The 7615-nt window shown below is 74.5% G+C and carries 6 protein-coding genes; all 6 read right to left on the bottom strand.

Translation table 11 applies throughout. The features are described from left to right. Nucleotides 1–121: 121 nt before the first annotated feature. The 6 genes from ACBR40_RS47020 to ACBR40_RS46995 all read right to left on the bottom strand — a co-directional run bounded on the left by ACBR40_RS47020 (nt 122) and on the right by ACBR40_RS46995 (nt 7498). Nucleotides 122–2170, bottom strand: coding sequence for a CHAP domain-containing protein (locus ACBR40_RS47020; protein WP_371252949.1), 2049 nt, complete (start codon nt 2168–2170; stop codon nt 122–124). A 267-nt stretch (nt 2171–2437) separates the two neighbouring features. Continuing rightward, on the bottom strand, nt 2438–3187 hold the full coding sequence (locus tag ACBR40_RS47015) for a glucose 1-dehydrogenase (protein WP_344205205.1): 750 nt from the start codon (nt 3185–3187) through the stop codon (nt 2438–2440). Next, nucleotides 3174–5237, bottom strand: a complete 2064-nt coding sequence (locus ACBR40_RS47010) for an acetate--CoA ligase family protein (RefSeq protein ID WP_371252948.1) — start codon at nt 5235–5237, stop codon at nt 3174–3176. The genes ACBR40_RS47015 and ACBR40_RS47010 overlap by 14 nt, the downstream gene beginning before the upstream one ends. Continuing rightward, nucleotides 5234–6754, bottom strand: a complete 1521-nt coding sequence (locus tag ACBR40_RS47005; RefSeq protein WP_371252947.1) for a class I adenylate-forming enzyme family protein — start codon at nt 6752–6754, stop codon at nt 5234–5236. Before ACBR40_RS47005 ends, ACBR40_RS47010 begins: the two co-directional genes overlap by 4 nt. 25 nt (nt 6755–6779) lie before the next feature. Further along, complete coding sequence (locus ACBR40_RS47000) at nt 6780–7103, bottom strand: VOC family protein (protein ID WP_371252946.1); 324 nt, start codon at nt 7101–7103, stop codon at nt 6780–6782. After that, nucleotides 7100–7498, bottom strand: a complete 399-nt coding sequence (locus tag ACBR40_RS46995) for a Zn-ribbon domain-containing OB-fold protein (protein ID WP_371252945.1) — start codon at nt 7496–7498, stop codon at nt 7100–7102. The genes ACBR40_RS47000 and ACBR40_RS46995 overlap by 4 nt, the downstream gene beginning before the upstream one ends. Nucleotides 7499–7615: the final 117 nt, after the last annotated feature.

Below are 7615 nucleotides of genomic sequence, written 5' to 3'. Positions count from 1 at the left end.
GTCCGCCCGCGGGCAGGAGTGGCTGGAGCCGTTCCCACTCAGCGTTCGTTAAGTCACCTCGACCCATGCACCAATCGTGACCCCATTACCACGATCAGTCAGCAGATCTAAGAAACAGCCCCTAGGCGCGGTGGCGGCCCCGGCTGCGCTGGCCGGTCGAGGTGGCGCTGATCGCGCCGACCAGCTCGCGCTCGTCGTGGCGGTGCCGGCGGCCGCGCGGCAGCAGGTCCACGAAGGGCTCCTCGGCGGGCGGGTCCTGGCGGCGGCGGCGTCCCCGGTAGGAGACGGGCGCCGGGGCGGGGCCGTCGAGGACGTCGCCGGTCCAGGCGGGGGCGAAGGCGTCGAACGAGCTGGTCGCCTCCGGGATGACGATCCGCTGGAACGGGCCGGTCTCGAAGACGAACGCGCCCGTGTCGCGCGGGTCGGCGTCGCTGATGCGCCGCATCGGGCCGGTGTCCCAGCACGGCTCGAACGGGCCGACGTCCACCGGCTCGCCGAAGGCCTCGGCGTCGGCGTGGCGGCCGGTGCGCCGGTAGGGGTTGTCCACGGCGATGCCGGTGCGCGGGTCGGGGGCGGCGGCACGGCGGCCACGGCCCCGGCGCAGGGGCGCGGCGTCCGCGAACGGGTCGAAGGGCCGGGCCTCCCTGATGCGGCGTACCTGCTCGGCGGGCGAGGCGTCGCTGCCGCTGCCGCCCGCCGCGACGAGCCGGGCGTCCCTGGCCCCGACGGGGGAGGTGCCGGCCGCGACCACGTCGGCGTCGCCCCGTACGAACGGGGTCTCGGCGGCGAACAGGTCGGCGTTCTCCCGCGCGAAGAGGGTCTCGGCGGCGACGCGGTCGAACGTGGTCTCAGCGGCGGTGAGGTCGGCGGCGGTGAGGTCGGCGGCGGACGTGGCGGCCAGGTCGGCGGCCGTCGTGGTGATCAGGTCGGGGGTGGCCGTCGCGGCGACGAGGCCGGCCGTGGTGGCCGGTTCGGGCGTGAGGCTCGGGGCCGGGCCCGTGACGAGCCCCGTGGTGAGCTCGGCGGCGCCGGACGCGAGCGTACGGCTCCACGCGGGCCGCGTGACGGGCAGGGCGGCGCCACGGCGCTTGCGGCGGCGTCCCCGGTGGGACGGGACCGGACGCGGGGCGGGGGAGGCGGCGGCAGCGGCGGCGCGTACCCGGTTCTGGCGGGTCTTGGCGACGGCGAGCAGCGCCAGGGCGGCCACCAGCGTCGAGCCGATCAGCGTCGGCGAGGAGATGGCAGGGAGCGGTCCGGTGGCGCTCGCGTCGGCGTGCGTGGGCAGCGGCTCGGCGGTGGCCGCGGTCGTGTCGGCGGTGGTCGGCTTGGCGTGCTTGCCCAGCTTGGTCCCCTGGCCGGGGGCGGCCGGGGTCGGGCCGGCGCCGGTGCCGGTCGTCGTCGCGCCGGTCGAGGAGTCCGTCGTCGCGCCCGCCCGCACGTCCGCGGGGGAGCCGGTGGACCGCTCGGTCTTCTTCGGGGGCGTGGTCTGCTTCTTGGCGGCGGTGGTCCGCTCGCTCTTCCGCTCCGGGGCGGCGGGCCGGGCGGCGAGCGGGGGCCGCGCGCCGCTCTCCTGCTCGACGCCGGTCTGCGGGATCATCGCGGTGAGCGAGCCGTCCTGCACGTAGAGCGTGGGGGTGCCGGGGCCGGAGTCGGGCGGCAGCGACCCCTCGACCTCGGACTTCTTCTTCGCCGCCTTCGCGTCGAGCTTGGCCTTGACGACGTCGGGGTAGCCGTAGCCGACGACCTTGCTGGTGTCACGCTTCTTGTACTTGGCGACACCGCCGTCGATGTTGCCCTCGATCGTGATGATCGTGTTGCCCTCGACGCGGACCACGACGCCGACGTGGTCGATGCGGTCGATGCTCTTGGAGCCGCCCCAGTCGTAGAAGACGAACGCCCCCGGCTTGGGCTTGTTGCCCCAGGCGCCCTGCTTCTTGAACCACTTGGCGTGCTCCACCGTCCACGCGAACTGCCCCATCCACTCCTCGTAGCCGAGCTTGTGCGCGGCCCAGGAGAGGAGCATGTCGCACCAGGGGGCGGTGGTGAAGGCGTCGTCGAACTCGACGTTCTTGCCGTACCAGTCGCCGAACTTGGTGTACGCGCCGGCCTTCTCGGCGTAGCCGAGCTGGCTCTGGAGCAACTCGATGAACTTCTGCGTCTCTGGCGTCATGGAAGTATGAGGGCACCTTCCGGGCAAGGCCGGTTTCGCCCCACGCCGCACTGGGTAGAGAAGCCCCCTGTGACTGGTGGGACAAGACCGGAGGCTTGTCATCTACCGTGATGAAGCGAGGTTACCGTGCCGTAATACCAGGTCAAGCATGCTCAAAGGGACGGCAAAGCCTGCGGGGCAAGGAATTCGCAGGTCAGGATGCTGCCAGAAATGTCCATGCGAGCGCTGTTTAACCGTAAAAGATCTTACTGTCCCAAGGGTTAGTAATCAGTAGCCCGCGCCCGTGAGCAGCCCGCCGTCCACGGTGAACTCGCTGCCCGTGCAGTAGCTCGACCGGTCCGAGGCCAGGAACGCCACCACGTGCGACACCTCCACCGGCTTGGCGAAGCGCTTGATCACCATCGCCTTGACGAACGCCTCCGCGTCCACCTCCCGCGCGAGGTCCGGATCGTGCACCATCGGCGTGTTGATCGCCCCGGGATGCACCGAGTTCACCCGGATCCCGAACCCCGCCAGCTCCCGCGCCGCCGACTTCGTGAGGCCGCGCACCGCGAACTTCGAGGCCGCGTACGCCGACAGCCCCGCAGCGCCGATGAGCCCCTCGATGGAGGAGATGTTCACGATCGAGCCGCCGCCGGCCGCCCTCAACGGCTCGATCACCGACTTGACGCCCAGCCAGGCGCCCTTGAGATTGACGTCCACCACCCGGTCGAACTCCTCGGGCGGCATGTCCGCGATGCGGCCGTACCTGAGGATGCCGGCGTTGTTGACCAGCACGTCCAGCCGGCCGTGCAGGCCCACGGCGGTGCCCACGGCCTGCTGCCACTCGGCCGCGCTGCGCACGTCGTGCCGGACGTAGGCGGCGCCCGTCTCCTCGGCCAGCGCCTTGCCCTCCTCGTCCAGGACGTCGCCGAACACCACCCGCGCGCCCTCGGCGAGGAACAGCCGCACGTGCGCCGCGCCCATGCCCCGCGCGCCGCCGGTGATCAGCGCGACCTTGCCGTCAAGCAGCCCCATGATCTCCTCCTGCCGCCACGGCCACCGCGGCCGCCTCCATGGACCGGTAAACCGGGATGCCCGCCGCCGCCGCGACGCGCCGTACCTCGTCCTCGACGCCCGGCGGCGCGCACTCGCCGTTCCTGGTGACGAGCGTGAACCTGGTGCGCGGCAGCGTTCCCTGGGCGGCGGCCAGCGCGTGCGCGTAGGCGTACAGGGCCTCGGGGGCGTCGCCGTAGGTGAAGAACGCCTGCACGTTGACGTGCGCCACCACGTCGCGGTACGCCCGTACGCGCAGGATCGCCGCGACCACGGCGGGCACCAGGTCCGGGCGGCCACGCGGGCCCACCGGCGCCTCCAGGGGGTTGCCGAAGGCCGCCACGCCGAGCCCGCGCAGCTCGCCGGCCACGTCCTCGGGCAGCGGGTCCAGGCACACCCCTGCCGCGTCGAACGCGTCGGCCGCCAGCACGCTCGCGCCGCCGCTCGGCCCCACCACCAGCACCCCGTCCCCGACGGCCGGGCGGGCGGCGTGGGCCTGGAAGTACGCGAGCACGCCGATGAGGTCGTCCTGGCTCGTCACCAGCGCCGCCCCGGCCTGCTCGGCGACCGCCTCCCACAGGCGCCGGTCGCTCACCAGGCCGCCGGTGTGCGAGGCGGCGGCCGCCCGGCCCTGGCCGGTGCGCCCGCCCACCAGCAGCACGACCGGCCGGTCCAGCGCGCGCAGCGCCTCGTACAGCTCCCGCCCGTCGCGCGGGTCCTCCAGATAGAGGCCGACGGCCCGCGTCTCCTCGTCCCGCGCCAGCCAGCGCAGCAGCTCGGCCGGGGTGACGTCGGCGGCGTTCCCGACGGTGACGACCCGGCTGAAGGCCAGGCCGCGCCGCTCCCCGACCTTGATCACCTCGCCGGCGAGGCCGCCGCTCTGCGAGATCAGCGCCACCGAGCCCGGCGGCCCCAGGCCGCCGCCGACGAACGTCTGCCGGCCGCGCGGGCAGTAGACGCCCATGCAGTTGGGCCCGAGCAGGCGGGCGCCGGCCGCGCGGGCGGCGGCGACCAGCTCGTCCTCCAGCCCGGCGCGGCCCGCCTCGCCGAAGCCGCCGCTCATCACCTGCACGAACGGCACGCCCGCCGCCTGCGCCACCACCTCGGGGCAGCGCTCGGCGGGCACGGCGACCAGCGCGTAGTCCACGTCCGCGGTCCCGGCGGCTTCGGAGAGCGAGCGCACGGCCGGCACGCCCGCCACCTCCTCCGCCTTCGGGTGCACGGCGACCAGCGGGACCCCGGCGGCCCGGTAGAAGTCGAGGAACATGTTCCCGAAGGTGGGCCGTGTGGTGGACGCGCCCACGACGGCCACCGCGCGCGGCTCGAACAGCGGCAGGAAGTCGGCCGTCCCCCCGCGCGTGACGGGCGGGGGCGGCGCGGCGGGCAGATGACGGGCGTCCACGGCCGTCACGCCGTCCGCGGTCGCGATCACCGGGTTCAGCTCGAACTCGCCGAGCTCCAGCCGCTCCCACAGCCCGCCGGGACCGCCGACCGCCAGCAGCAGCTTGACCAGCGCGGCCAGGTCCACCGGCGGCCGGCCCCTGCTTCCGGCGAGCAGCGGGGCGGCGCGCAGCGAGGCCAGCATGCGCCGCGCGTCCGGCTCCGACACCGGGCACAGCCGCAGCGCCGTGTCCCGCAGCGTCTCCGTCCACACGCCGCCCAGCCCGGCGAGCAGCACCGGGCCGAACGCGGCGTCCCTGACCAGGCCCACGATCAGCTCGACCCCGGCCGCCGCCTGCTCCTCGACCAGGAACCCGGCGAGGTGCGGCACCCGTTCCCGCATCCGGGCCGCCGCGCGGGGCAGCTCGGTCGCGCGCAGCCCGAGCGTCACCGCGCCGGACTCGGACTTGTGCACCAGCTGCGGCCCGAACGCCTTCAGCACCAGCGGCTCGGTCAGCTCCCCGGCCGCGCCGAAGTCCCGCGTGTCCGGGGGGAGCACGACGCCGCGCGGCACCGGCACCCCGGCCTCGCGCAGCATCGCCTTGACGACGTGCTCGTGGACGTGCTCCTGTACGTACTCCGGCGCGCTCACCCGAGCAGGTGCCCGTACTGGTCGCGGATGGCCTTGCGGAGCAGTTTCCCTGGCCCGCCCGAGGCGTCCTGCGAGTGCGGCAGCTCCTCGGCCACCACGATGTGGTCCGGCCGCCGGTGCTCCGGCAGGGTGTCGGCCAGGGCGAGCGCCAGCTTGGACGCGTCCAGCGAGTGCCCGGCGCGCGGCACGACGGCCAGCAGGATGCGCTGCTCGGCCGCCCCTTCGGGCACCCCGACGGCTCCCGCCTCGGCCACGCCGTCGAGCGCCGCGACGGCCTCCTCGACCGCGGCCGGCTGCGTCCACACGCCGCCCTTGGCGATCGCGTCCTCGCGCCGGCCCAGCACCCGCAGCACGCCGTCGGCGGAGACGGAGCCGAGGTCGCCGCCGACGTACCACTCGCCGCGCAGCACCTCCGCCGTCCGCTCGGGCAGGCCGTCGTAGCCCGCCATGCGGTGCGGCCCGGCCAGGTTGATCTCGCCGACCTCGTCGATCACCCGGCGGCCCTTCGGGTCCGTCACCCGTACGGCGTTGCCGGTGCGGGCCCGGCCGGAGGAGCCGAGCGGCGTCGAGCCGTCGTCCACCCGGCCCATGCACGTGTACGGGGCCTCGGTCTGCCCGTAATAGGAGTAGACGCCGGCCTCGGGCAGCCGGGCCTTGATCCGGTCCAGCATGGGCGCGGTCAGCGGCTCGCCGCCCAGCATGATCACCCGGATGGACGACAGGTCCACGTCCTCGTGCTCCGGCGAGCCGAGCAGCGCCGCGTAGAACGACGGGATCTGCGACACGTGCGTGACCCGTTCGCGCGGCACGACGCGCAGGAAGTTCGCCGGCCCCCAGTCCTGCTCCAGCACCAGGCGCATGCCCGCGTACAGTGCGGGGCCGACGATGGCGGGGAAGCCGATGCCCCAGATGATCGCGCCGGTGCCGAACACCGCGTCGGGGCCGCGCGGCACGTCCAGCCAGATCTGCGCCGTGGCCAGCGAGGAGGCGTGCGTGTGCACGACCGCCTTCGGCAGGCCGGTGGTGCCCGAGGTGTAGTAGAGCGCGAGCGGGTCGTCGTGGAAGCCGGCGAGCGGCGGCTCGGCGTCCGGGCCGCCGGTCAGCTCGCGGGCGTCGATCCACGTGGTGACCTCGGGCAGCGAGCCCCTGATCCGCTCGACCGTCTCGGCCACGGTCGCGTCGTGCACGAACGCCGTGCAGCCCGACGCCGCGACCACGTCCCGCAGCGTCTCGACCGGCCAGTACGGGTTCAGCGCCGCCGTCACCGCCCCGATCTTGGCCTGCGCCAGGTAGACCTCGGCCACCGTCAGCGTCTCGTTGAGCAGCGCCGCGACCCGCCGCCCCGGGCCGATCCCGGCGGCGAGCAGGGCGTTGGCGCGGCGGTTGACGTTCGCGTTCAGCTCCTCGTAGGTGAAGCTCCGCTCGCCGCAGTACGTCAGCGCCACCCGGTCGGGGGTGCGCAGCGCGCCGGCGGTCAGGATCGCGTGGCCGTAGTTGCCGTACGGTGATGGGGCCATGGGGGCGCCTCCAGATCGGCGGGGCTCAGAGGGGGGAATAGAGCACGAAGACGTTTCCCGAGGGATCGCGCAGCACGGCCCGCCGCTCGTGCGGCCCCTCCTCGGGGCCGCGCACCACCTCGGCCCCGCGCGCGGCCAGCTCACGCACGCTCTCCCGCACGTCGTCCACCTTGTACGACGGCGCCGCCCCCGGCGTGACGTGCTCGGCGGGCCCGGCCAGCGCCACCGTGACGCCGCCCCCGTCCAGCGCCGCGAACCGGTCGCCGTCGCGGAACTTCACCGGCAGCCCGTAGAAGGCGATGGCCTCGTCCAGGTCGGCCACCGGGATCAGCACGTTGCCCAGCTTCACGCGGGCCTCCAATGCGGCAACTCGTCGACGAACGTCACCCGCACCGGCATGCCGATGCGTACCTCCTCCGGCGCGCACCCCACCACGTGCCCGAACGCGCGCACGCCCACGGGCAGGTCCACCCACGCCATCACGTACGGCTCCCGCCCCTGGTAGTCAGGCGCGAACGACCGGTGCACGACGGTGAAGGTGTGCACCACGCCCGTGCCGGTCACCGGCTCGTACGTCAGCTCCGCGCCGCCGCACCACGGGCACGCCGCCTCGGGGAGGTGCACCCACCGGCCGCAGCCCGCGCAGCGCTGGACGACCAGCTCGCCCCGCGCGCAGGCGGCCCGGTACCCGGCCAGGTGAGCGGGCGGGTCGGGGGGAGGGGGCGTGGCGGTGTCGGCGCTCATCGCTTGCCAAGCTAGCGCACGCTTGGTTGCCCGGCAAGGCCGCGACCGGTCACTCGACGGGGGCCAGCGTCCCGACGAGCTCCGACGGCCCGTCCATGGCCTCCCCGGGGCCGGTGG

The organism is Nonomuraea sp. AD125B, assembly GCF_041402765.1.
GTDB classification, from domain to species: Bacteria; Actinomycetota; Actinomycetes; order Streptosporangiales; family Streptosporangiaceae; genus Nonomuraea; species Nonomuraea bangladeshensis.
This window is presented reverse-complemented; position numbering and strand designations above follow the sequence as displayed.